Genomic DNA, 23,424 nt, shown 5'->3' on the forward strand with positions numbered 1-23,424 from the left:
CGGGCGTTTCCTCCTCTCGCGCTATTTCTGTTTACTGCTCGTCGGACGCGGGTGCATCCGATTCTGGTGTTGCTGTGTCCTGACCTGCGCTGTCCACGACGCCGACCATCGCGGTCCGCAGGACGCGCTCGCCGAGCTTGTAGCCCTTGCGCATCAGCGTTCCGACGACCGGACTGCTGCCGTCGCCCTCGTGGGAGACGGCCTCGTGGATGGCCGGGTCGAAGGCGTCGCCCTCGGCTCCGAAAGTGGTCAGGCCGATGTTCGAGAACACCCCTGCCAACTTGTCTGCCACTGCCTTGAGCGGTCCGGTTTCGAGATCGCCGTGCTGGCGGGCTCGCTCGAGGTCGTCGAGAACCGGAAGAAGCTGCGAGACGACGGACGCCTTCGCGTTCTCCGCTCCGGTCTGCTTCTCACGGTCGGTGCGACGCCGGTAGTTGGCGTACTCCGCCGAGACGCGCTGCAGATCTGCGGTGAGTTCGGCGACCTGCGTATCACGCGGGTCCTCCACTACGTCACCGTCGACGGTCCCTTCGTCCACCGAGTCGGGCTGGGGCGCGGTCCCGGTGCCCACCAGGGGCTCCGGAACTGCGTCACCTTCCCGTACTTCACCGGTCTCGGGATCGATCTTTCGCTTGTCCACGAAAGTGACCGGTTCCTGCTCGGTGTTACCCGACGTCACTTCTTGTCCGTGTCGTCGGCGGGCTCGTCGACAACCTCTGCGTCGACGACACCGTCGTCAGCGGCCTGCGCGCCACCCTCTGCGCCGCCCTGCTCCTTGGCCTGAGCCTCGTAGATGGCGGTGCCGAGAGCCTGCGACTCGGTCGAGAGCTTCTCCACGGCGGTCTTGACTGCCGAGATGTCGCTGCCGGCGAGAGCCGTCTTGGCGTCGGCGATGGCGGTTTCGACGCGTCCCTTGAGCTCGGCGTCGACCTTGTCCTCGTTGTCCTTGACGAACTTCTCCGTCTGGTGGACGAGGGACTCGGCCTGGTTGCGGACCTCGGCCTCTTCGCGACGAGCCTTGTCCTCGTCTGCGTGAGCTTCCGCGTCGGCGACCATGCGGTCGATCTCTTCCTTGGACAGGCCGGAACCGTCCTGGATCTTGATCGTGTTCTCTTTGCCGGTGCCCTTGTCCTTGGCCGTGACGTGCACGATGCCGTTGGCGTCGATGTCGAAGGTGACCTCGATCTGCGGGACGCCGCGAGGAGCCGGGGGCAGCTCGGTGAGCTCGAAGGAGCCGAGGAGCTTGTTGTGCGAGGCGATCTCGCGCTCACCCTGGAAGACCTGGATCTGCACCGAGGGCTGATTGTCGTCAGCGGTGGTGAAGGTCTCGGACCGCTTCGTCGGGATGGTGGTGTTGCGCTCGATGAGCTTGGTCATCACGCCACCCTTGGTCTCGATGCCGAGGGACAGCGGCGTGACGTCGAGGAGCAGAACGTCCTTGACCTCACCCTTGAGGACACCGGCCTGCAGTGCAGCACCGACGGCCACGACCTCGTCCGGGTTGACGCCCTTGTTGGGCTCGCGTCCACCGGAGAGTTCCTTGACCAGCTCGGAGACTGCGGGCATACGCGTCGAACCACCGACGAGCACGACGTGGTCGATGTCCTTGACGGCGATGCCGGAGTCCTTGACCACTGCCTGGAACGGCGCACGGGTGCGGTCGAGCAGGTCGGAGGTGATCTTCTGGAACTCCGAGCGGCTGAGCTGCTCGTCGAGGAACAGCGGGTTCTTGTCGCCGTCGACCGTGATGTACGGGAGGTTGATCGAGGTGCTCTGCCCGGAGGACAGTTCGATCTTCGCCTTCTCGGCAGCCTCACGCAGACGCTGCAGCGCCATCTTGTCCTTGGTCAGATCGATGCCGTTCTGAGCCTTGAACTTGTCGACGAGCCAGGTCACGATGCGCTCGTCCCAGTCGTCGCCACCGAGGTGGTTGTCGCCGGACGTCGCACGGACCTCGACGACGCCGTCGCCGATTTCCAGCAGCGAGACGTCGAACGTGCCGCCACCGAGGTCGAACACGAGAATGGTCTGCTCGCTGTCGCCCTTGTCCAGGCCGTATGCGAGAGCTGCCGCGGTGGGCTCGTTGACGATGCGCAGGACGTTGAGGCCGGCGATCTGGCCGGCTTCCTTCGTGGCCTGACGCTGTGCGTCCTCGAAGTAGGCGGGAACGGTGATGACCGCGTCGGTGATTTCCTCACCCAGGTAGGCCTCGGCGTCGCGCTTGAGCTTCTGCAGCGTGCGCGCGGAGATTTCCTGAGGGGTGTACTTCTTGCCGTCGATCTCCACGTTCCAGTCCGTGCCGACGTGGCGCTTCACGGAGCGAATCGTGCGGTCGACGTTGGTGACCGCCTGGTTCTTCGCGGGCTGGCCGACCAGCACTTCACCGTTCTTGGCGAAAGCGACGATCGACGGGGTGGTGCGTGATCCCTCGGAGTTGGCGACGACAACCGGTTCGCCGCCCTCGAGGACGGACACGACCGAGTTGGTGGTCCCGAGGTCGATACCGACCGCACGAGCCATAATGTTTCCTCCTGTTATTGCGTGGATTCAGTCCCTGGGTGAGCGAACTCCGCTCAAGTTTGCACAACGCGATCTGTCGCGTCAACTTCCAACTTGAGCCTCATCCACTCAAGGCTGCTGACCTGCACAACGGAGGGTGTGGCGAATTTGTTCCCCGGAGAGCGGCTACGCCGCATGTGCGTGAAAACTCGACCCCTGCTACGAGCTTCTGCTCACGTGGGGCGAAGCCCCTCCACAGCAGTACGCCGCGACGATCAGCAGGGATCGTCGCGGCGCAGCGGGGAGAAAGCGTGGAGAGAGGAACTACTCGGCAGGCTCCTCGACGGGCACCGGGATGCAGCTGTAGCTGAGCAGGCCGGCGGTGATGTTGTTCATGAAATCGGCGTCGAGTGCACTGGCGAACGCTGCGGCACCTGCGGGGCGAGCAACCCATTCGCGGTCGACGCTGGGCACCGAGTAGGTGACGGACTGGCCCGCTTCGATGGTCTCCTCGAAGTTCTGACCCTGCACGCCTGGCAGTGCGCCGTAGTTGACGTTGACGTTCGACGCATCGTCTGCGCCCACGTTGTCGACCTTGACCTGCAGTGCGACGACGCCACCTTCGGGTGCGTCCTCGACCGTGGTGTCGCAGACGGCGGCCATGGTCACCACCAGGTCGGGGCTTTCGAGAACCACCGAGCCGAGCGGGCCGACGGGTTCGGGGTCAGGTTCGGCCGATGCGGCAGGTGCGAGGGCAACCGCACCGATGGCGGCGGCCAGAGCGGCCGTCGAGGCCAGGATCGATGTGCGGGCAAGACGTCGCATGAACAACTCCTGTAGCTGAAGGGGATGTGACTCATGAGTCTGGTGTGACAGATGGGTCAGTTGGTACCTGACTCACTATGTCCTAAAGGAATCAGACATTCCACACCAGGCGGTCTCGATTCGATGACGTTCGCATATCGAAGGAAAAGGCCCCTGACGAATCACATCCGTGTAGTTCGGCGTAGGTTTCACCGGTCGGCGAGCCAGGTTTCACCGGTCGTCGATTAGGGGAACCACAACCCTGCGGATCGGCCGCGCCCTACGTAGGGTTGAAGAAAAGCGAGGCTACGGAGGCACATGGATCCCGAAGTGCAGCACGAACCGAGCGAGATCACCTACGACGAGAAGTTCTATCCGGCTCGGCCGAAACCACTTCGACCATCAGTGCGTCGCGCCAATCGGAGCAACAGTCCCACCCCCGACAGCGAGCCGGTGGCGTCGAATCCCGAGTACGTGGACTGGCTCACCGAACAGTCGATGTTGCGGGACGCCAAGTTGATTGCCGAGCAACTCTCGGGCAAGGGCAGCATGTGGCAGAACCCGTATGCCGACCCCGATCCTCGCGCCGCCGTCGAGCGCGCACCGGTGTGGTTCACCGCGTACCCCATCTCGGTGATCAACGCCCCGCAGACGAGCTTCCTGAGCACTCTCGGCGACGAGAAATTGTGGCAGGCCTTCTCCGAAATCGGTGTCACCGCAGTACATACCGGCCCGGTGAAGGTGGCCGGCGGCATCCACGGTTGGCGCCCGACTCCCTCGGTCGACGGACACTTCGACCGCATCGGCATGCAGATCGACCCCGCGTTCGGATCGGAAGAAGAGTTCCGACGCCTCTGCGTGGTGGCCTCGGCGTACGACGGCATCGTGATCGACGACATCGTGCCAGGCCACACCGGTAAAGGCGCGGACTTCCGACTCGCCGAGATGGCTGTGGCCGACTACCCCGGTATCTACCACATGGTCGAGATCGAACCGCAGGACTGGCATCTGCTGCCGCGAGTGCGCGCCGGGGCCGATTCGCAGAACATCGACGCCGAGGCCGAGGCCAATCTCGCCCGCGCCGGATACATCATCGGTCAGCTGCAGCGCGTGATCTTCTACGAGCTCGGCGTGAAGGAAACCAACTGGAGCGCAACGCCTCCCGTCGTCGGCATCGACGGCGTCGAGCGTCGCTGGGTGTACCTGCACTACTTCAAGGCCGGTCAGCCGTCGATCAACTGGCTCGATCCCTCCTTCGCTGGAATGCGACTGGTGATCGGCGACGCATGCCATTCCATCGCCGATCTGGGTGCAGGTGCATTGCGGTTGGACGCCAACGGTTTTCTCGGTGTGGAGCGTCGAGCCGAAGGACCGGGCTGGTCCGAGGGCCATCCGCTGTCCGAGGCGGCGAACCACCTGATCGCCAGCGTGGTGCGCAAGATGGGCGGGTTCACCTTCCAGGAGCTGAACCTGACGATCGACGACATCAAGGCCATGGGAGCCAACGGTGCCGATCTGTCGTACGACTTCATCAATCGCCCGGCCTATCAGCATGCGCTCGTCATGGGAAACACCGAATTCCTCAGGCTCACCATGACTCTGGCCCGCGATCACGGCGTCGACACGGCGTCTCTTGTACACGCGTTGCAGAACCACGACGAGATGACGTTCGAGCTGATCCACTTCGCCACCCTGCACGCCGAGGACGAGTTCACCTACGGCGGCGAGGCTGTCAAGGGCAGCGATCTGGGCGATCGCATCCGCGGTGAACTGACCGATCGACTCACCGGGCGCTGGGCGCCGTACAACCGGACGTTCACCACCAACGGAATCGCTTGCACCACAGCAAGTGTGATCACCGCATCGCTCGGCATCCGCGATCTGGACCGGATGGACGAGCGAGACATCGAGACGGTCAAGCGGGCCCACCTACTGCTCGCGATGTACAACGCGTTGCAGCCGGGCGTGTTCGCACTGTCCGGCTGGGATCTGCTGGGCATCCTGCCGATCGCAGCCGAGGAGGTCGACGACCTCATTCGCGAAGGCGACACCCGCTGGATCAACCGCGGCGCACACGATCTGATGGGGTACTTCCCCGAGGCCGTGCGGTCGGAATCGGGCATCCCTCGTGGTCGCAGCCTGTACGGTTCGCTCCCGGAGCAGCTGGCGGATCCGCAGTCGTTCGCCCGCCAGTTGGCGCGAATCATCGAGCTGCGCAAGAAGTTCGGTATCGCCACCGCCCAGCAGATCGACATTCCGACGGTCTCGCACAAGGGCCTGCTGGTGATGGTGCACGAGCTCGGGCAGGGAACCATCCAGGCCACGGTGCTCAACTTCTCGTCCGAGGAGATCAGCGCGACCATCCAGTCGAAGCATCTGGTGCCCGGCACTACTGCCGTCGACGTCTCCGACGACAACGAGATCGCCACCGTCGACGAGCTGAACAGCTTCCCGATGACCCTGCGTCCGTACGAGGGTGTGCCGGTGGTGCTGCGCTGAGAAAGCGGCCCGTCACCGCCGACGGATAGACTTCTGCGCGTGGCCGATGAGCAGAACGACCCGACATCGCGGAAGCCTCGGCCTCCCCGTCCGCAACCACCGCGGCCCGATGTCGCCGTCGAACCGCTGCGGCCACGGCAGGAGCCCACTTCCTCGGTCCTGCCGAAGGTCGCGAGTGTCCTGTGGGCACTGACAGCGGCACTCATCCTGGCGTTGGCCGCCGCCGTCGCCCTGAACTGGGATTCGGTACTCTCCGGCGTCGAAACTGCAGTGTCACAACAGGATTCAACGGCCAGTGCCGCCGACGTCCGCAACACCGCTTCGGCCACACTGATGTCAAGTGGTGCTGCAGCGGCAGTGCTCGTGCTGCTGGGATTCGTCGCTCTGAATCTACTGCGCAACGCGGCGATGTCGTCCAAGGTCTTGATGGGAGCGGTCGGACTCCTGACCATCGGAGCGGCAGTCACGTTCTCGACGTTCGTCTCCGACGCTCCCGCATTGCTCGGCGGCGTCCTGCAGTGGGGGCCGTTCGTCGTGGCGGGCACTGCTGCGGCCGCCACGATCGTGGCCCTCATACCCCGAGGATCCTCACGCCAGTGAGGCGAGTATCCCTTCGGCGCTGCGGGCCGCCGTGGCGCACGAGGTCGAGGTGAACCGGTCCAGCAGTGGATGCTCGGACAGTGCTCGCCACTTGTGCACGGCCGCCAGCGCGGTGTCGCGCTGCTGAGCGCGTCCGGCATCGGGAGGCAGATCGAGACGTTCGGTGGCGGCGATACCGAAGCCGCCGATGATGCGCTGCAGCTCGAGCAGCGCGCCGTCGGGCAGTTTCGGTGTGGTGGAGCGCAATCGGCCGAGCAGACGCAGTTCGGCAAAACCGTGCACGTCGGCGAGCATTCGACCGGCCTCGGTGCGCAGCGCGCGAGATTCCGGCCTGAACTCCAGGATCCGTTGCAGGGCAACCAGAGCCGAATGCAACTTCAGTTGGTCGGCGCGCTGACCGAATTGCACGTCGATCACCGACCGAAGTTCGGTCAGCCCGCTGCGCTCGACCAGATCGGCAGCCAGCGTAGGCGAATCGCGCACCCCGAGCCGAATCAACGTCACTGCCATCCGAATGCCGAACAGCCCGAAACGGTCGACGATGCTGGCCCGCAGCGATGCGTCGACCGGCAGCGTGCTCTCCGCGCGTACGAACCGATCGGCCGAGAGCATCGCCAACTGCAGATCCTCGGTCGGCACGGTAGCGAGCATCTCGAACGCTGCGAACTCGTTCTGCCGCAACGTTTCAGCGCCGAGCGCCAACAATCCAGCGACCGGAACCACCGCCTGGCACAGGCCGGTGGCCTCGAGTTCGGACGCGAATCGCGCAGCGACTTCCTTGGCCGACATCATCGCGTCCATCCGCCCCGAACCCACCTCGTCGGCCCGCGAAACGACACCGATCACGCCGAGCGGCCCCGAATCGCCGCCCACATGTGCGCCGATCTGCCCGAGGAACGACACGTCCGTGGCATTGAGGGTGCGCAGCAGATACACGACGGCGTCTGCGCCCGAGGACGAGTTCTCGGGCGTGAGCATCGCCAACGTACGCGCCGACACGTCTCGCGAGAGAGACGAGGTACCGGGGGTGTCGATGATCGTCGTCTGCGCCAAAGCGCTTGCGGGCCATTCGACGTCGAGTCGATCGACCTGCGCGGCCGTCAACGACCCGAGGTCGAAGGTCAATCGCCCGTCGCGCCGTTGCACCGGCACGTTCGCGGCCCGGTCGCCGTCGTACCAGGCCGTGACGGCGGGAGCGACGCCGTTGCGGTACCACGTGACGACTTTCGTGCACTCCGTCGCGTCGGTCGGGGCAATATCCTGGCCCACAAGAGAATTGAGCAGGGTGGACTTGCCTGCCTTGAGCGATCCCGCGAGTGCCACCCGCAGCGGCTCGTCCAGACGGTACAGGCATTCGTCGAGCATCCAGGACGCTTCGGCATCACCGGAGTACGTCGATCGTGCCGCCGAGATGAGGTCGCGTGCCCGGGCCAGAGCCGCCACACTCATACCGCGGCGTCCTTGACGAGTGCCACTGCCCGAGAGTTCAGTTCGGCCACCACCCGCATCTCGTTCTCCAGCGCAGCGATGCGAGCGGTGCGGTCCGTGTTGTCGGCGGCCGCAGCCTCCTGCGCGGAGCGAAGCGACTCGTTGAGCGAACGCAGCGTCTGCTCGGCGATCGAGGTGAAGTGATCACGCAGGACGCGCTGGATCTGCCGCAGTCGGTCCTTGGACTCCTTGCCCACCTGAAAACTGACGTCGTCGGTGAAACGGCGGATCGCCATCTTGGCCTCGGACCGGCGTGCCTTGATCCGATTCTCCTTGTCCTCCTTGTACGCCTTGGTACCGAGCAACACTCCCGCGCCGATGGAGATCGGATTGAGCAGGCTCAGCCCCACGAACGTGGTCATCAGACCGAACATCAGCACACCGCCGTAGGACCCGCGCATTCCCACGAGAAGCTTCTGGGTGATCCCGACGCGACCGGACTCCAGCTCGGCCAGGGACGACACGGGATCGAGGACGTTGTCCAGATCGCCGAGATCGAGATCGGGCAGCGCTGCCGCCCCGGACGAGGCGAAGTGTTCGGCCACCAACTCCGAAAGCCACAGTGCCCGTTCGTGTGCCCAGACGAAGTTGTCGCCCACCGACGCGGCGATCTGCTCCTCGAGCCACTCGCCGAGCTGCGGCCAGTCATTGCCCGGATCCCCCTCGTCGACGGTCTCTTCCGCTTCCCGGGTGACGCGCCGCAACCGGTCGCGCAGATCGTGATCGATGTCGGAGGCGAGATCGGCGATTCCGTCACCGAGAGTCTGCTGCCACTGCGACGAACGCTTGTGCAGCTCCTCGGCGGCGGACTTGGCGCGCTGCAGACCGGCGACGGCAGCGGCTGCCCGCTCCGGATCCTTCAGTGCCGCAAGCTCGCTGCCGAACGAGAGCGTCAGATGTTCGGTGACCGAGCGGACATCGAGCGAGACCGAGGAGCGTGCCAGCACATCCGCCCGGGCCACCACGTCGTCACGCAGAAACGCGTAGAGCTGTTGGAAGCCGGACTCGGCGTTGAGTTCCTCGTCGTTCAAACGCAGTGCGTGCGAACGCAGCAGAGACGACACCGGCAACATCTGGACGTCGATGCCTGCGCGGTCCAGGTGTCCATGATTGGCCTCGACGATCTGCCGCCAGTGCGGATACAGATCGATCTTGGTGATCAGCACCGCCACGGCCGGGCACAGTCCCTGTACCTGGCGAAGAAAGGACAGCTCCGGCTCGGTGAATTCGCGGGAGGCGTCGGACACGACGAGCACCGCGTCGGCCGACGGAATGAGACCCAATGTGCCTGCGGCATGGGGATTCGTGTGCCCGCCTACCCCGGGTGTATCGACCAACACCAGGCCGTCGGCGAGCAACGGGCTCGCCACCCCGATGTCCAGACGCAACACTTCACGGCCCTGGGCCAGCGGACTGGCCGGGGTGACCGTCGTGATCTCCTCGGGCGGAACATCCACCCGGATGGGCTCGTTGCCGGGATCCGCGAGTACGAGCTGCGCGGAAAGACTCTCGGCATTGGACACCACAGTCGGGATGGCGGTGGTCTCGTCGTCACCGACCGAGCACACCGTCAGATTCAGCAGCGAATTCACGAACTGACTCTTGCCCTGCTTGAGCGGTCCGACCACGATGATGCGTCGACGTGGATCCAACACTCGCGAGCGCGCCGCCTCGACTCGATCCACCAGGTCGGATCTTCCCGCCGATGTCGCCACCGCCGCGGTACGGCTCAGCAGCTCGGCCAGCTCCGTAGATTGCCCGTCCATACGCTCGTGCTCACAACCGTTCTTTTCGACTTCCGCAGTACCTGGGCTCAACATCCGCCCAGGAACGAACTCTAGCTACGACTCGGCCCCGAGTGTCGGTGAACACTCGGGGCCGAATCGTGTCAATGCCCGCCCGTAGGCGACAGGATCAAGGCTGCGTGGGGTCGAAGTCGTGGTCGACGGTCACATGGCCGAGAGAGTTCGCTGCCGAATCCACCGAACCGTGCAGGCTCGACTCGCTGAACAGATCGGACTCGGTCTCGCCCTGACCGAAGACGTCCGAGTCGACGCTCGACCAGCCGGTGCCGGTCGCGGTAGCCGTGGAATCGAACGAGCTGGAGTGATCGAACGATCCCGACGCCGCGGAGGAAAGGCTGCCGCCGGCGTCTGCCAGTCCCTCGGCACCCGACTGCAGGCCACCGGTGAGGCTGCCCGCGGCCTGGCCACCGATGTCGGCAGCGGAATCAAACCCGCCGCCCGCGGAAGCCGCAGCGTCCGCACCAGCATCCAAACCCGCACCGACAGTGGACGCGAAGTCGCCTCCGATCGAGGCACCGGTGTCCAGTCCTGCACCGACGTTGGAGGCGAACTCTCCGCCCACCGAGGTTCCGGCGTCGACGACTCCGCCCGCGGCACCTTCGAGGCCTGCACCTGCGGACGCTGCCGCATCGATTCCGGTGCTGATGCCACCGGACACGGCTCCTTCGAGTCCGGCACCGGCCGAGGCCGCAGCATCCACGCCGCCGGCGACTCCGCCTGCCACGCCGCCTGCCACGCCGCCTGCGATGCCGCCGCCGAGGCTGCCGAGTCCGGCCAGTCCACCGGTCAGGCCCGCACCTGCATCACCCACACCGGCGAGCCCGCCGGCCACATCGGCACCCACATTTCCGACGGCTCCCAGGCCACCGGTCAGATCGGCACCCACGCTTCCGACGGCCGCCAGTCCACCGGTCAGATCAGCACCGACGTTTCCGACACCAGCCAGACCACCGGTCAGATCAGCACCGACGTTTCCGACACCAGCCAGACCACCGGTCAGATCAGCACCGACGTTTCCGAGGCCCGCGAGTCCTCCGGTGAGGCCCGCGCCCAGTCCACCGAGTCCGGCCAGGCCGCCCGACAGGTCTGCGCCCACTCCGCCGACTCCGGCGAGTGCTGCTTCGACGGTGCCCGAGAGATCTGCTCCGGCGGCAACCGCTGTGTCGATCGCTCCGACGAGTCCGGCGCTGACGTCGGCTCCGGCACCGAGTGCGGCTCCGAGGTCGAGTGCTGCGCTGGTGTCGAGTACCGATTCGAGGGCAGTACCGAGCTGGGCTCCGGCTGTTCCACCGACGCCGAATGCCGTTCCAAGGATGCCTTCGAGGCCACCGGCGACTCCGCCGGCAAGTCCGCCGCCGATGCCCGCGCCTGCTCCGATCGTGCCGTCGAGTGCAGCGTCGAGAGCGGCGGTGAGGCTGCCGACTGCGCTGGTGTCGAGGTCGAGCGCTGTTCCCAGTGCGCCGCCGACCACTGCGCCGAGGTCGCCGCCCGCAGCCAGCAGAGCGTCGACATCGAGGTCAGCGAGCGCACCGGCGTCGAGGACGGCTCCGAGTGCGGAACCGATGGATCCTGCGATGGCACCGTCTGCCGCGAAGAGACCACCCAGGCTCGCGCCGACTCCGCCGGCCAGATCGCCCACCAGTGCGCCGCCGGCACCGAGCGCGCCGTCCAGCGCGGCTCCGATGTCGGTGGTCAGATCTGCTCCGATGGTTCCGAGTCCGCCGAGTGCGCCGCCGATTCCCGCGGTCAGAGCGGCTCCGAGGTCACCCGCGATGTCCAGTCCGGCTCCGGCACCGAGTGCGGCGTCGAAGACTCCACCGAGGGCCGCGCCGAGCTCTGCTCCGACGGTTCCGCCGACTCCGAAGACCGCACCGAGAGCGCCGGCCAGGCCACCCTGGATGTCGGCCAGTGCGCCGAGGTCCACGGCACCGGTCGCGCCGATGGCGGCGTCGAGTGCTGCCTGCAGCTGGGCGGCGATGTCTCCGCTGATCTCTCCGCCGATGCCTGCGCCTGCTCCGATCAATCCGGTCAGCGCAGCGCCGAGTCCGACGGTTCCGCCGAGCAGACCGTCGAGGTCCAGATCCAGACCGCCACCGAGCCCGAGGCCGCCCTCGATGCCTGCGCCGAGCAAGGCGTCGAATGCGCCGCCGAAGGCGGTGCCGAGCTCCAGACCGATCTGGCCGCCGACTGCCAGTGCTGCGGCGAGTGCTGCCTGGAGAGAAGCTGCGATCTCGCCCGTCACATCGACGCCGCCGGTCAGGCTGCCGCCTGCTGCGAGTCCGCCGCCTGCCACTGCGCCGGCGGCAAGCCCGAGTCCGGCCGACAGTCCGCCGCCGAGGCTCGCGCCTCCGGCGAGTGCGCCGTCGAGTCCTGCGGATCCGCCTGCGCCCAGGATGGCCGAGAGCTGGCTGCCCGCGCCGGCAAACAGACCCGACTCGGCGACCAGGGGTGCCACCGCGACGATGTCGGCATGAGTGACGTCGCCGAGTCCCGCGGCGGCCAGCGACATCTCGGGGTTTGCGCAGTAGGCGGCTGCGGCCTGGTCGTCGCGCAGCAGGCTGAGGATGAAATCGAGTACGGCGTTGGTAGCCATCTTGGGTCTCCTTGACGAGTGGTACTTCGTGGTTGATCACAAAGCTATGCACTTCAGAGCCCCCGCCCAACGGGGCCGATCCCCCTACTCCCCCGGGGGTTGCCAGGGGACTTCGATTAGGGGATCTTGGCGCTTTAGGGGATTTCACTCGTTGTGCGCTCTAACCTGCTGTGAGACGTAACGAATAGGTGGCCGCTGCCGACAGTGCGAGTGACGGCAGTTGTACCGACGGCAGGGCGAGACGAAGGCGGCGACACGACAATGAACGCAGGGCTCGGCATACGCATCGGTTCGGTGATGGCGGTGGCTGCACTGGACACCGATCCCGTCACCTCGGTGGTCAAGCGTTCGGCACTCGACCTCCGTCCGGGCGAAGCCCCGCGTCTGGCAGAGCTGTGGGACCGTTCGACGCGGAATCTGATCAGCGGATTCGCCGACCGCGTCGGCGATCCGGTGGAACTGATCGACGACGACGGCCGCAGTCACCGCGCGGAGGATCTCTACGCCACCGCTACCCGCGCCCTCGTCGCCGAGGTCTCCGCCGGAACCGACGCCGCTCCTACCGTCGTCGTCACCCATCCCACCCGCTGGACGGCGTACACAGCCGAGGTTCTCGGTGAAGCGTTGGACCGCGCCGGGCTCACCGACGTCACGCTGGTCCCGGAGTCCGTCGCCACGATGCGGTGGCTCGAAGTCACCCGCGGACCACAGTCCGACGGCCTGGCCGTGGTCTACGACCTCGGTGCGACTGCACTCGACGTCACACTGATGCGCACCGGCTCCGAGGCGGGCCCTGTCGGCACCGGAGTTCACTCGCAGGAGTTCGGCGGAGCGCAGTTCGATCACGCGATCATGCAGCACGTCCTCGATACCGTTTCGGGAAGCCAGTCCTTCGAGTTCGATCCTTTCGATCCCGATACCGTCGGCGCGCTGGTGGAACTGCGGGCCCGCTGCGGCGAGGCGAAGGAACAGCTCTCCTACGACACGTCGACGTCACTGACGGTCGACCTGCCGGGCCTGCACACCGAGGTTCGCCTGGTGCGCTCCGAGCTCGAAGAACTGGTGCGTGCATCACTGCTGGGGTCGATCGGAGTGGTACGCGACGCCGTCACGGCCGCGGGCCTCGACGTCACCGACATCGACCAGGTGGTCCTCGTCGGTGGCAGTTCGGCCATCCCGCTGGTCGCCGAGCTCATGTCGTCCGAACTGCGCGCTCCCGTGGTGGCCGGACCGCGGCCCGAACTGACCGTCGCCGTCGGTGCCGCAATTCTCGGCAGCGATATCGCCGACGCGACCGCCGCCGACAACGCCGCAGCCCTGGCTGCGGTGCCCACCATGGCCGTGGCGTCCGCTGCGGCAGCCGCGCCGATGCCTCGCCCCACTCCCCGGCCCGCACCGACGCCCACCGCCGTCGAATCCGACGCAGGGATGTCCGGCCGTAAGAAGGCCGGAGTCGTGGCCGGATCCGTTCTCGTCCTCGCGCTTCTCGCCGGCGGAGGCCTGTCGGTGGGGACGGCATTGACCTCCGACAACACCACTCCGGCCGAATCGAATGCGGAGACCGCTGTCTCGAGCACCGAGACACCGGGAACCACCGCGGCGGTGGCGGACGCCGCGACGACAACGGCGGCCACCGGCGAGAACGGCTCTGCCGCAGCCGGATCCGAGGGTGCTCCGACCACGGTGGTCAACGCCGACGGCACGGTGACACAGATCGACCCCGCCACCGGCGCTCCGGTCGCGGGAGCGCCCGCTGCGGCCCCGGCCCCGGCACCCGCGGGTAACGGCGCGGCAACCGTGCCGACCATCCCACCGGTCACTGCTCCGACTGTTCCCAACTACCAGCCGCCTGCCGTGCAGGTTCCCCCGGCACCGAACGTGCAGGTTCCCAGCTATCAGGGCCCCACCCTCGGCGATGTCGGACGGGGATTGGGCGGCGTGGTCGGTGAGACCGGGCAGGCGGTGGGTGGCATAACAGGAGGAGTCACTGACGGACTCGGCGGAGCCCTCGGCGGCCTGACCGGCCGATAGGTCGACCGTGACCAGTACCCGTTCCGAACTCGTCGGCATCGAGCGCGCCGATCGCTTCGTCCGTGATGCGCTCGACGCCAACGGATTCCATATCGTCGTCGGTGTGAACGGCTCCGGTCGATCCGCGGTTCTCGCGTCCGTTGCGGCGTCGGTGGACGCGTACACGGGCACCATCGCCGACGCGCCGTCCGGTTCGACGGTTCTCGTCGATGATGCGCACCTGCTGCCGGAGCAGCGTCTCGACGAGATCGCCGCGGCTGCCACACGCTCGGACATCACCCTGATCGTCGCCACTGCGCCGCGCAGTTTCGATTCGCGCATCGAGAAGCTGATCGCCTCCGCCGGTTCCAACCGATTGACACTGGTTCCGCTGGACAAGGTGGCCATCGCGGCGCGGGCAGCAGCGACCGCCCGGCCGATCTCCGCGTCGCTCGCCGGTGCCATTGCCAAGGCGACCGGCGGAATCCTCGCCGCTGTCGACGCGGCACTCGGCGCGCTCGGCGGCGACCGTTCCGATCCGGCTCCGCTCCGCGTGGTCACCGAAACCGTTGCCGAACAGCACCGTCGGATGCTGATCGAGACCACCGACGACACGCGGGCACTGCTGCTCGCAGCTCGATTCGGCGTCACACCCGACCCTGCATCGGCCGCGCAGATCGTGCCGCGCGCGACCGATGTCGAGTCGATCGTCGACCTTGCCTGCAGCTCCGGCATGCTCGACACCACGGGCACGCTGATTGCGTCCGCCGAGGCCCCACTGATCGAGATGATCGGAGACGGGCGCTGCCGCGTCCTGCTCTCGGCCGTCACCGACGTAGCCACCCGATCCCGCCTGCTCGACGCCACCGCGGCCCGTGCGTTGGCCGAGCGGGGCGTCGTTCATGCCGGTCTCGCCGACTTACTTGTCCAGCAAGCAGATTCGGCCCCTGTCGATGCCGCCGGTGCCCTGTACGACGCGGCGGTCGATGCAGGGTTCGATGCGGTGGTGCTGGCTGCGAGAAGGTCCGAGGTCGCGGCGGCCACCGGGGATCTGGACGAGGCTGCGAGATTCGCCGATGTGGTTCTCGACGGTGCTGCCGGGTGCGATGCGACGGATCTGCGGACGGCGGTGCGCGTGTCGGCGTCGGTTGCAGCGCAACGCGGAATGGCCTCGCGCAGTGCGCAGTTGTTCACGTGGCTCGGCGAGGACCGGCTCGGACCCGACGCCGTGTGGGCCGCCCTCTCCGCCGCGGCGGCCGGTGATCGCGCCGCCGCCGACCGTTCGATCACTGCCGTGTCCGCACTCGCGCCGACGTCGAGCATCGCGTCGGGCAGTCTGCTTGTCACCGGAGTGATCGGGTCGATCGATTCGCGGAGCGCAGCAGCCTCGAGCGCTGCCGCAAATGCACTGATGCGAGCAATGACGTTGACGGGCAACACTTCCGATCGCTCGTGCACCCCGGATACCGCCGCTGCCGTCTCGGCCTTGCACGCGGTGCACTGCGGCGACCTGCCCCGCGTCGATTCCATCGTGGCGCGAGCACTTCCCGAACACCGTCCGGGATCCGAGGCGCACACCAGGCTGAGCCTCGTCGGAGCCTGGGCGTCGATGCTGCGGGGAGATACCGCCGATGCAGGTGCCGCGATAGAGGCACTGCGGATTCCGGTGTCGCACGTGCGCAATCAGTTCTTCCTGCACGCGATTCGGGTGGGCCTGGCTCGCAGGTCCGGCGACGCAGGGTCGCTGATCACGGCATGGACCCAGTCGCAGAACGTGATCGCCGAGTACTCCGTTGACCTGTTCGCGCTGCTACCCCTGGGCGAATTGCTTTTGGCCGCAACTCGACTCGGCCAGGTGGACCGCGTCGAGCATCTGGTGGCGCAGGCCACCGATCTGCTCGCGGCGCTCGGCGACCCACCCGTCTGGGCGTCGGCGCTGCATTGGTACCAGGTTCAGGCGGCGATCGTGGCCCAGACTCCCGACGCGTTGGTGCCGCACGCCAAGGCTCTGGCCGCTGCCGCTCCGACCCATCCGTACAGCGCCGCACTCGCCGCTGCCGGTCGCGCATGGCTCGGGGTGTTGCAGGGCAGGCCCGACGCGACCGAGGTGGAAAATTCCGCGCGCACACTCACCGCCTTCGGACTGCCCTGGGACGGAGCCCGATTGGCCAGCGAGGCCGCCCTGACCGTCACCGACACTGCGACGGCAACCTCGCTGCTGCACATCGCCAGATCGTTGCGCCAACCCAGCTCGACTCAGCGCGACAGCCCGAGATCGACGCCGCAGCCGACGGGCTCGCTGAGCGAACGCGAGGCCGAGGTCGCCGAACTGCTCGTCCTCGGAGTCACCTATCGGGAGGTCGGCAGCCGGCTCTACATCTCCCCGAAGACCGTCGAGCATCACGTGGCCCGTATCAGGCGCAGGCTCGGTGCCCAGTCGCGGTCGGAGCTGATCTCGATGCTGCGCGCCATGGGCTACGGGGCCTCGACCAGCACAGGCGTCGACCCTGTAACTGTGCGAGGACCGGGAGCGACATAACGACCGAGCAGAACTCCCCGAGTCGAGAACAGGTAGCAGCCCCATGACCGAGCAGCCCGGCAGTGCGAGTGTCGGCGCACCGGATGTCGGCCTCTACCTGGACGACGAGCGAGCCGTCGCCGCCGTGTCCCATCCGATTGCGCCCGGACCGTCGTTGCATCTGGCGTCACTGCACTCGACCGTGCTCAACACTCATCCCGACGGCACCGTCTCGCTCGGAGATGCGACCGACGACGACTCCGAGGCCTACACCCACTTTCTCGACTCCCTCGCCGACGGCGTGGGTGTCACCGGCAGCAAGGGCACCGTTTTCCCCGCCGAGCAACTGACGTCGATGGCCCTGCTGTGCCTGCTCACCGAGGTGGCGTCGTCCATCGGTCTGCGGCCCGGTGATCTGGCCGCTGCCGCAACCTACCCCGCCCGGTGGACGGCCGAGCAGGTATTCGCGCTGCGTTCGGCGATGAACGCGCACGGGCTCGCCCACGTTTCGCTGGTCGCCGAAGCGGAGGCGCTCGCCGCGTGGAACGCATCGGTCCTGCAGACCCTGCAGAAGAAGGACACCGCCGTCGCCGCCGCACGCGGTGCTGCGATTCTGGCTGCGCAGTTCCCCGTCGACGCCGTCACCGAGCGGTTCGCGGTGCTCGGCCCGACGAGGGCCGACCGTCGCCCACTCTTCGCTGCGGCAGCGTTCGCCGCCGCGTTGACCGTCGGTGCCGCACTCGTCGCGCTGCAACTCGGTACGTCCGCCGACACCGCAGTCCCCACCATCGACAACGCCCAGGTGGTGCCGCCCACGTCGTCGATCGGCTCTGGAGCGGGTGGCCCGATAGACTTCCCCACCGTGATCGTGGAGCCGGCCGCCGAGATCGCTCCCGTCGTTCCGCTGCCGGCGACCACGACGGAAGAGACGACCACGACCGAAGCCTCCGACCTCCCGCGGAGCGAGCCGACCGAGACCGACGTCGAGACGCGCCCAGCGATCGAGGCAGCCGAGGACACCGACTCCGAGAAGCCTCCGATCGTCGGCGAACCGGTCGAGCCGGAACTGCCGGTCGAGGAGCCCACCGACGAGCCCGTGGAGACTCCCGAATCCGACCAGGACGCCGAGCAGCCCGCATCCGAGCAGGGTCCGGCGGCCCGCGGCGGCACACCCGCCGACCGAGCGTCGAACGACCGATCGACAGGGGCAACTCCATGAGCGGTGTCGGCCATCTCGGAATCACCGTGGGCAACACCAGGTCCGTCGCGGCCTACCGCGCATCGGTGGAGGACGAACCGACGATCGTCGTCCTGCCGACGACCCTGCGATTCGACGAGGACGGCCGAGCCCACCTCGGTGAGCCCGCCGACACGGCCCCGTTCACCCGGTTCGTCGATCTCGTCGGTCAGCAGGAGGATCTCGAGCCCGACGCCGACGCTTACCGCGCCGAGGACTTGATGGCCAACGCCGCCAACTGCCTCGTCACGATGGTGTCTGCCAAGGCCGGCGTGTCCGGTGACCTGCCTGTCACGACCATGACGTACCCGACGCGGTGGACCCGCGCCGCCGTCGCCCTGCTGCGTGACGCCCTCGATCACACCGGCCTCACCGATGTCGCCCTGGTGCCCGACGCCAAAGCGGCCAGCGCGTTCGCGCAGCCGAGCCCGGGAGCGGCGGTCACGGTGGTCGATATCGGAGCCACCGGCACCGACATCTCCACCTATCCCGGAGGTGGGACGGCGCGCAGCACCGACGTCGGCGGCGACGCCTTCACGGACGCACTCTTCGATCACGTGGTGACCAATCGCGAGCACATCGACCTGTCCGACGCGGCAGTCCTGGCGGCCCTCGCGAGCGTCGTCGCCTCGTGCGAGGCGGCCAAGCAGACCCTGAGCACGGCCGACGTCGCCACGATCTCGGTCGACCTCCCCGGTGTCTCGCAGTCCACGACCGTGACACGAGCCGAGTTCGCAGACCTCGTCACGCCGTTGCTCGGCCGGCTCCACGTGCCAGGGACCGGCACCGTGATACTCACCGGCGGCAGCGCTGCACTCCCGTCGATAGCGACCGACATCGGCGAACGCTCGTCGGGCCGAGTGCTCGTCGAGCCGCTCGCTGCGACCCGCGGCGCACTGCTGCTCGCCGAGGTCGAGGACGTCGACGGCAACTCTCTGGTGACCGGGGCCGCGCCGGTCGTCACCCGCAACGACGGCACGGAGTCCCTCGACACCGACGCCATCCCGGTCGTCGCACCCGAGCCGTCCCTCGCGTTCTCCGAGGCAATTCCCGCGGTCGCTCCGGTGTTCGACCATTCCGAATTTCGATCCGAGCCGATCGTTCCGGTCGACGAGAACGCGTCGAACACCGGTTACGCACCCGTCGTTGCAGCCGTTGCCGCTGGATCGGTAGGGACGAAGAAGGAACGCAGCGAACGTTCGCGGACGATCGCCACCATCGTCGCAGGCGCAGCGGCAGGCGTGGTCATCGTCCTCGCGATCGCAGCACTGAGCGGAGTGTTCGGTGACGCTCCCGCCGCGACACCTCCGACCGTCACCGATGCAGGCTCGCCGATCGTCACCTCGACGCGCGCACCCTCGACCACCACCGCCACCCCCGTCGAACCCGTCTTCGTTCCCGAGGTCGTCGAACAGACGCCGAACGAGCCGAACATCGCACCCGAGCCCGCTCCCCTGCCTGTTCCGCCGCCCGCACCGGTGCCTGCCCCTCCACCCGTGGTGCCCACCACGACGCCTGTGGTCACCACGACTCCGGTGACGACCACCCCCGTCGCAACCACGACCACGGCTACGACCACCACCACGACCTCAGCTCCGGTGACAACCACGACCGAACCGGTCACTGAGCCCTGAGCTGCGCGAACACGGATTCTGCGCCTGATGCCATATGGTGGGTCGCTGATGCCAAGCACCCGATGAAGGGATTTCATGCGTAACACCGGGGCGCTGCGTGCCGCAGTGCTGTGTTCGACGGCTTTTGTTCTTCTTGCTTCGTTCTCCGGGACAGCAGCAGCGGACCCCGTCGTCCAATCACCCGCCGATCAGCTTCCCCGCGAGCTCGTCGAAGCCGTGCAGCGAGATCTGAAGATCTCCCCGCAGGAATACCTCGATCGTGCCGCCCGCGCGCAGGAACTGTCTGCATACGCATCGGACTTCCGCGCCAGCCGTCCCGCAGATTTCGCCGGTGCCTGGATCGGACCCGACGGCAATGCCGTCGTCGCCGTCACCTCGCCTGCTGCGGCGCAGGCCGTCGCCAAGGACGGATACGCCACCGCGCAGTCGCCCGTGTCGGCCGACGGACTCGAGAAGTCGCTGGCAGACCTCAACAGTTGGATCGCAGGCCTCCCCCGCGAGATCTCCGAGCAGATCAACGGAACCGCAATCGACTTCATCGACAATCAGATCGTCATCGACCTGGCGAACAGCCCGATCGGTAGCGCACTGAATCTGCCGACCCTGCTGGCGAACATCAAGGTCATCCTCTCCCCCGGCGGAAACAAGCCGGTCGACCCGACTCCGATGGGCGGCGACACCTATGTCACCACCTCGGGACCCATCGCCGACGCTCCGGCCACCGACATCAGTATCTGCTCGTTCGGCTTCAACGCCGTCGACTCCTCCGGTGCCGCCGTCAATCTCACTGCAGGCCATTGCAATCCCAACAAGGCCACCGGATCCGGCGGCGCACCGGTTTACCTTCCCGATCCGGCCGACATCTCGCGCAGCACGCAGATCGGGTCGTTCGACCGGTCCAGCCTGGGCGCGGAGGACGGCCTCGACTGGTCGGTGATCGCCCTGAACGACACCGGGATCGCATCCGGACTCGACCGCCCCACTGTCCGTGGAGCGAACGGCAGCACCGTCACCGTCACCGGAACCGCGGCACCGGTCATCGGAGCGCCGGTCTGCAAGTCCGGTCAGTCGTCGTCGTTCACTTGTGGAGTGGTTGCGGCCGATCGCGTCGAGACACAGCTCTACATGGAGGATGGCACCTCCCGCACCGTGCGCGGATTCGCCAGCACCGCATGCACTCTCGCCGGCGACAGCGGCGGTGCCATCGTGACCGGAACGCTCGCGCTCGGCATCACCAGCGGATCCAACAGCGGCGGCGCACCCGACTGCAACGAAGCGAACCTCGCGCTGGCGCAGTACGGCGGCACTGCCAGCCTGGGCATTCCCATCGATCAGGTCACCCGCGCAACCGGAGCCACGCTGCGAACCGACTGAGTCGGGTACTTCGGGAGCCGTTCACCGCCTATAGTCGTACGTCAGGGTGAACGGCATCACATCTTCAGATGCCCGGGGGAGAGGTTTCTATGCGTCGCCGTGCTTTCCGGCTGTCGATCGTCGCAGTTCCGCTTCTGGCGACGATGGCGGTGTTCGCACCGACCGCGAGCGCAGACCCACTATTGCCTCCCGCGCTCGCCGACGCCGTGGCCCGCGACCTCGGGCTGACTCCGCAGCAATTTCTCGACCGGGCGGACGCGGCGCGCCGGCTGGCCGAGTTCACCGACACCGTAGGTTCCGACGGGGTCACGAGTGCGTGGCTGGATGCGGACGGACGGCCAGTCGTCGCGGTGGCGGACGGACCGACCCACGCCGACGTGGCCGACGCCGCGTCGGCCAGCGGTTTCGGGATCGACGCATCCGGCATCGTGCTCCCGCCGGCGGTGCACAGTGCCGTCCAGCCGCTGGTGGACCTGCTCCCGTTCGATCTGTCACCGATCGCAGGCCCGATCCGTGCGAGTTCGTATCTGGGCGGCGACAGCTTTCTCGCGGGTACACCGGCCGGCCTCGGTCAGCGCTGCTCACTCGGGTTCAATGCCGTCGACCCGACGCACGGATCGGTCAACATCACTGCGGGCCACTGCAATCCGAGTACCACCGATACCGGTTCGGCGGCAGTGACGGGCGCGTACCCGATGTTCGGCAGTCTCGTGGGCTCGAAATTCGGAACCTTCTACCGAACCAGCCAGTCGCGCAACGATTACGCCTTGATCGACATCGACGATGCCAACGTCGCCGAATTCGAGAGCAACGCCGTCCGAGTCCCCGGAGCGGCACCACTGCACGTCACCGGGACAGTCGATCCGATCGTGGGCGCTCCGGTCTGCAAATCCGGATCCCGAACCGGATTCAGTTGCGGCACCATTCTTTCCACGGGCCAGCACGTCGTACTGGGTGACAATGTCCTGGACCGTGGTTTCTCCACCTCCATCTGCGCGCTGCGCGGCGACAGCGGCGGCCCCGTTGTCAGCGGCACCCTCGCCGTCGGGATCGCCAGTGCCTCGAACGTGGGCGATCAGCCCTCCTGCGAGGTCGCTACCGTCGTCAGCATGCTGCAGGGTCAGCGGCCCGAGTTGTTCGCGACCCCCATCAACGACGTCATCGCCGAGAACCCCGGTCTGACCATCCGTACGTCCTAGTTGTTCGACGGGCGCAGACGTGACAGCACCGCGTAGGCGACCTTCCGCGCGTACGCGACCCGGGGGGAAAGCTCCCAGCGAAGCAGCAAATCGACCAAGATCGGCGAGCCGACCGTGCGGCTGGGTACGCCCACCACAGCCAACACGTCGTAGCCAGAGGTGGACCACGCCTTCTTGTTGTCGTTGACACCTACACCCTGGTCCAACACGGTCACGTCGAGTTCGTCGTGCGTCTGAATCAGCCATTCCACCATCTGATGACCGGGTTGGTACTTCGCAACTGCAGGATCGTGGTGCGTCAGCCACGACTCGAGTCGCGATCCTGTGCGGATGCAGATCTCGTGCGCGCACCATCGCCCGTCGACGCTCACTCCTACAAGAGCCAATCTGCCGGCCGCTGCTTCACCGAGCAGAAAGGCCTTGGCCGACGCCGAGGGATCGGCAGGCGACTTCTCCGCGAGGTAGTCGGTGCGATCGGTGTGACGCGTCGACGCGGCAGCCAACCTGGAAATGTCCGCCCAACGCAGCTCGAGGTGCTCGGCATCGCGGATGGTTTCCACCACCAGGGGACTCCCGGACCGCTCGGCCTGACGTCTGTACTTCTCGAGCCGCTTCAGTGATTTGTGCCCACGCACATCGCGTGCGGTACTGCCCGGCGGTACGTCGATAACCGGAACTCGCTCCCGCACGAGCGAGTCCGAACGCCACCGCGGGTGCGCACCGAGCGCCTCGATGGCAGTTCGGTTGTCGATCATCGAGTCCGCATAGTAGATCAGACCGTAATCGTCGATCGAATCCCAGAGAACGCGAGACGACGCGTCGTCCTCACTGAGCAATTCGGTCGGGACGCCCTGCCCGGTCCCGAGAATCTTCGCCACCTTCACCGGACCCACTCGCGTGACGAACATCGGTGCCAGTGCCACCAGACGCCCACCTCGACGTACATGCACGAAGGCGAGCTCACTTCCCGCCGGCCGTGGGGCATTCAGTGCGTAACCGGGACGGGAGGAGAAGACCGTGCCGACCCGTTCCGCCAACGCATCCCACTCATCGCTTAGCTCGTCGGTGAGCCTTGTGTCCATGCCCCCACAAAGGGGTTCACAGTCGGTTTTCATGGGTTTTACTTTACGGTCGGTTTACTTAAAACGCATAACTCCGCATAAG

15 protein-coding genes are annotated in these 23,424 nt (G+C 66.9%); 8 read left to right on the plus strand and 7 right to left on the minus strand.

All coding sequences use genetic code 11. The annotated features are described in order from the left end of the window. Window positions 1-31 precede the first annotated feature (31 nt). The 3 genes from grpE to AB0366_RS03855 form a co-directional block, all read right to left on the minus strand. Entirely contained in the window at window positions 32-679 is a 648-nt protein-coding gene (gene grpE, locus AB0366_RS03845) for a nucleotide exchange factor GrpE (RefSeq protein ID WP_121871009.1), read from the minus strand. Next, on the minus strand, window positions 676-2,520 hold the full coding sequence (gene dnaK / locus AB0366_RS03850; RefSeq protein ID WP_121871010.1) for a molecular chaperone DnaK: 1,845 nt from the start codon (window positions 2,518-2,520) through the stop codon (window positions 676-678). Before dnaK ends, grpE begins: the two co-directional genes overlap by 4 nt. Window positions 2,521-2,823: 303 nt before the next feature. Then, complete coding sequence (locus AB0366_RS03855; RefSeq protein WP_366242762.1) at window positions 2,824-3,324, minus strand: Pro-kumamolisin, activation domain family protein; 501 nt, start codon at window positions 3,322-3,324, stop codon at window positions 2,824-2,826. A 297-nt stretch (window positions 3,325-3,621) separates the two neighbouring features. Here AB0366_RS03855 and treS point away from each other — a divergent pair, with 297 nt between their 5' ends. Then, complete coding sequence (treS, locus tag AB0366_RS03860) at window positions 3,622-5,802, plus strand: maltose alpha-D-glucosyltransferase (protein ID WP_366242763.1); 2,181 nt, start codon at window positions 3,622-3,624, stop codon at window positions 5,800-5,802. A 39-nt stretch (window positions 5,803-5,841) separates the two neighbouring features. Further along, window positions 5,842-6,402 (plus strand): hypothetical protein, encoded by a 561-nt coding sequence (locus tag AB0366_RS03865; protein WP_366242764.1) that lies wholly within the window; start codon window positions 5,842-5,844, stop codon window positions 6,400-6,402. Here AB0366_RS03865 and AB0366_RS03870 read toward each other — a convergent pair. The 3 genes from AB0366_RS03870 to AB0366_RS03880 all read right to left on the minus strand — a co-directional run bounded on the left by AB0366_RS03870 (window position 6,391) and on the right by AB0366_RS03880 (window position 12,288). Beyond that, the gene (locus AB0366_RS03870) at window positions 6,391-7,851 is read right to left on the minus strand and encodes a dynamin family protein (RefSeq protein WP_366242765.1); all 1,461 of its coding nucleotides are present in this window, start codon (window positions 7,849-7,851) and stop codon (window positions 6,391-6,393) included. The two genes, AB0366_RS03865 and AB0366_RS03870, sit on opposite strands and share 12 nt — an antisense overlap. Then, window positions 7,848-9,656 carry a dynamin family protein gene (locus AB0366_RS03875; RefSeq protein ID WP_366242766.1) on the minus strand — a complete coding sequence of 603 codons (1,809 nt, stop codon included), beginning with the start codon at window positions 9,654-9,656 and terminating at the stop codon, window positions 7,848-7,850. Before AB0366_RS03875 ends, AB0366_RS03870 begins: the two co-directional genes overlap by 4 nt. A gap of 148 nt (window positions 9,657-9,804) precedes the next feature. After that, window positions 9,805-12,288 carry an IniB N-terminal domain-containing protein gene (locus tag AB0366_RS03880; RefSeq protein ID WP_366242767.1) on the minus strand — a complete coding sequence of 828 codons (2,484 nt, stop codon included), beginning with the start codon at window positions 12,286-12,288 and terminating at the stop codon, window positions 9,805-9,807. 261 nt (window positions 12,289-12,549) lie between these two features. Between AB0366_RS03880 and AB0366_RS03885 the strand changes: the two genes are divergently transcribed. The 6 genes from AB0366_RS03885 to AB0366_RS03910 all read left to right on the plus strand — a co-directional run bounded on the left by AB0366_RS03885 (window position 12,550) and on the right by AB0366_RS03910 (window position 22,260). Continuing rightward, entirely contained in the window at window positions 12,550-14,319 is a 1,770-nt protein-coding gene (locus AB0366_RS03885) for an Hsp70 family protein (protein WP_366242768.1), read from the plus strand. A 7-nt stretch (window positions 14,320-14,326) separates the two neighbouring features. Then, on the plus strand, window positions 14,327-16,837 hold the full coding sequence (locus AB0366_RS03890; RefSeq protein WP_366242769.1) for a helix-turn-helix transcriptional regulator: 2,511 nt from the start codon (window positions 14,327-14,329) through the stop codon (window positions 16,835-16,837). Between the two features lie 43 nt (window positions 16,838-16,880). Further along, window positions 16,881-18,035, plus strand: a complete 1,155-nt coding sequence (locus tag AB0366_RS03895) for a hypothetical protein (protein ID WP_366242770.1) — start codon at window positions 16,881-16,883, stop codon at window positions 18,033-18,035. Continuing rightward, window positions 18,032-19,687, plus strand: coding sequence for an Hsp70 family protein (locus tag AB0366_RS03900; protein WP_366242771.1), 1,656 nt, complete (start codon window positions 18,032-18,034; stop codon window positions 19,685-19,687). Before AB0366_RS03895 ends, AB0366_RS03900 begins: the two co-directional genes overlap by 4 nt. 75 nt (window positions 19,688-19,762) lie before the next feature. Beyond that, window positions 19,763-21,061, plus strand: coding sequence for a S1 family peptidase (locus tag AB0366_RS03905; RefSeq protein WP_366242772.1), 1,299 nt, complete (start codon window positions 19,763-19,765; stop codon window positions 21,059-21,061). An 89-nt stretch (window positions 21,062-21,150) separates the two neighbouring features. Then, entirely contained in the window at window positions 21,151-22,260 is a 1,110-nt protein-coding gene (locus AB0366_RS03910) for a S1 family peptidase (protein ID WP_366242773.1), read from the plus strand. Here the strand turns inward: AB0366_RS03910 and AB0366_RS03915 are convergent. Then, entirely contained in the window at window positions 22,257-23,342 is a 1,086-nt protein-coding gene (locus tag AB0366_RS03915) for a GNAT family N-acetyltransferase (protein WP_366242774.1), read from the minus strand. The genes AB0366_RS03910 and AB0366_RS03915 overlap by 4 nt on opposite strands. Between the last annotated feature and the right edge of the window lie 82 nt (window positions 23,343-23,424).

It is taken from the genome of Rhodococcus sp. NPDC076796 (assembly GCF_040702765.1).
Taxonomy (GTDB): Bacteria; Actinomycetota; Actinomycetes; order Mycobacteriales; family Mycobacteriaceae; genus Rhodococcoides.

What these genes read in the sequence shown, in the direction of transcription:
- AB0366_RS03880 (WP_366242767.1), bottom strand. Translation starts at nt 12,288, where the DNA reads ATGGCTACCAACGCCGTACTCGATTTCATCCTCAGCCTGCTGCGCGAC.
- AB0366_RS03855 (WP_366242762.1), bottom strand. Translation starts at nt 3,324, where the DNA reads ATGCGACGTCTTGCCCGCACATCGATCCTGGCCTCGACGGCCGCTCTG.
- AB0366_RS03895 (WP_366242770.1), top strand. Translation starts at nt 16,881, where the DNA reads ATGACCGAGCAGCCCGGCAGTGCGAGTGTCGGCGCACCGGATGTCGGC.
- AB0366_RS03870 (WP_366242765.1), bottom strand. Translation starts at nt 7,851, where the DNA reads ATGAGTGTGGCGGCTCTGGCCCGGGCACGCGACCTCATCTCGGCGGCA.
- AB0366_RS03900 (WP_366242771.1), top strand. Translation starts at nt 18,032, where the DNA reads ATGAGCGGTGTCGGCCATCTCGGAATCACCGTGGGCAACACCAGGTCC.
- AB0366_RS03910 (WP_366242773.1), top strand. Translation starts at nt 21,151, where the DNA reads ATGCGTCGCCGTGCTTTCCGGCTGTCGATCGTCGCAGTTCCGCTTCTG.
- dnaK (WP_121871010.1), bottom strand. Translation starts at nt 2,520, where the DNA reads ATGGCTCGTGCGGTCGGTATCGACCTCGGGACCACCAACTCGGTCGTG.
- AB0366_RS03915 (WP_366242774.1), bottom strand. Translation starts at nt 23,342, where the DNA reads ATGGACACAAGGCTCACCGACGAGCTAAGCGATGAGTGGGATGCGTTG.
- AB0366_RS03875 (WP_366242766.1), bottom strand. Translation starts at nt 9,656, where the DNA reads ATGGACGGGCAATCTACGGAGCTGGCCGAGCTGCTGAGCCGTACCGCG.
- AB0366_RS03885 (WP_366242768.1), top strand. Translation starts at nt 12,550, where the DNA reads ATGAACGCAGGGCTCGGCATACGCATCGGTTCGGTGATGGCGGTGGCT.
- AB0366_RS03905 (WP_366242772.1), top strand. Translation starts at nt 19,763, where the DNA reads ATGCGTAACACCGGGGCGCTGCGTGCCGCAGTGCTGTGTTCGACGGCT.
- treS (WP_366242763.1), top strand. Translation starts at nt 3,622, where the DNA reads ATGGATCCCGAAGTGCAGCACGAACCGAGCGAGATCACCTACGACGAG.